1 protein-coding gene is annotated in these 1670 nt (G+C 71.9%); it reads left to right on the top strand.

What is annotated here, in order from left to right:
• Positions 1 to 52: 52 nt before the first annotated feature.
• Positions 53 to 1670: CocE/NonD family hydrolase (locus tag V7053_RS18990; RefSeq protein WP_334173803.1), on the top strand; the 1618-nt coding region annotated here is incomplete at its 3' end.

Here is a 1670-nt window from a genome sequence, read left to right as displayed (position 1 = left end):
TCCGCGAGACCTACCGCGTGGACACCGACGACCTCGGCAAGAAGGCCGCCTGATGTACAACGTCCTGATCGAGAACGACGTCGAGACCCCGCTCCGGGACGGGACAATCCTGCGGTCCACCGTCTACCGCCCCGCCTCCGACGGCGAGCGCTTCCCGGTGCTCATGACCCGCACCCCGTACGGTCGCGATCTCTCCGTGAACTCGGCCTACTTCAACCCCGCCACGGTGGCCGCCGCGGGTTTCGTCGTCATCCTCCAGGACGTGCGCGGCCGCTTCGGCTCGGAGGGCGAGTTCGCCCCGAGCGAGCAGGAAGCGGACGACGGCGCCGAGGCCGTCGAGTGGGCAGCGAGCCTGCCGTACTCCTCGGGCCAGGTGGGGATGTGGGGACGATCGTACTTCGGGGAGTCCCAGTGGCGCGCGGCCCGTCGACGTCCCCAGGGCCTCGCCGCCCTGGCCCCCGGCGTGTGCGCGGCTGGGAGCGCCGACAACGGCGCCCTGTTCCGCGGCGGGGCCTTCGAACTCGGCTCCCGGCTGAGCTGGGGCCACGGCTCGATCTCGCTCGAGACAGTCCGGCGCGAGTTCGCGGGAGACCCGGCTCGGCTCGAACGGGAGCTCGAGGCCTGGCGCGACCTGGACGCCTCCTTCGCGGACGGCTCCGCGTACGCCACGCTCCCGCTCAACGACCTCAAGTCCCGAGCGAGCACGTTCATGCAGTCGTACATCATCCCGTCCACGGGCGAGGATCCCGGCGGCGAGATCTCGGAGGCGTGGAACTGGCCGGCTTCGGAGCCCGTCGCCCTCGAGACGCTCAACATCGGCGGCTGGTTCGACATCTTCCTGCCGAACACGCTCGCCCAGTACAGGCTCCAGCTCGAGGGCTCTCGGAGGGATCGCTCCGTCCCGCGGCCGAGCCTCATCCTCGGGCCGTGGAGCCACACCAACTACACCGGCACGTTCCCGGACCTGGCGTTCCCGGGAGGGTCCGCGGCGGCCGTCGGACCCTACGGCGACCTGTCCTCCATCCACGCGCGCTGGTTCGGCGACGTCCTCGGCGGCCGCCCCTGGCGGGAGGGGGAGCCGGAACTGCCCGGAGCCCTCGTGTACTTCATGGGCGAGAACCGCTGGCGGGCCTTCGACGAGCTGCCGGAACCCGACGGGAGGGTCGAACTCTTCCTCGGTCCGGAAGGGTCGCTGGACCGCAGGGCGCGGGAGGAGGGCGCGGTCGAGTACGACTACGACCCGCTCGATCCCGTGCCCACGACCGGCGGCGCCACGATGCATCTCGGGGCCGACTTCGCGGGCCCCGCCGAGCAGTCGGCAGTCGAGGCGCGCGACGACGTCGTCGTCTTCACGACGGAACCGCTCGCCGAGCCGCTCACCCTGTTCGGCGAAGTGACCGCGACGCTGTTCGCGTCGTCGTCGGCCGCCGACACGGACTTCGTCGTGCGGCTGTGCCGCGTGACCCCCGACGGGGGATCAATCGGCCTCGCCGAGGGGATCGTGCGGGCGTCCTGGCGCGATGCGTGCGAGGGCGACGGCGTCTTCCGGCCCGGGGCTGCCCGGCGGCCGCTCACGCCAGGACAGGTCGAGGAGTTCGCCGTGAACCTCTGGGCCACCGCGTGCACGTTCCAGCCCGGGGAGCGCGTCCGCGTGCAGGTCACCTCGAGCT

It is taken from the genome of Sinomonas sp. (genome assembly GCF_036848755.1).
GTDB lineage: Bacteria > Actinomycetota > Actinomycetes > Actinomycetales > Micrococcaceae > Sinomonas.
The sequence above is the reverse complement of the archived record's forward strand: the minus strand, read 5'-3'. Positions and strand labels throughout refer to the sequence as shown.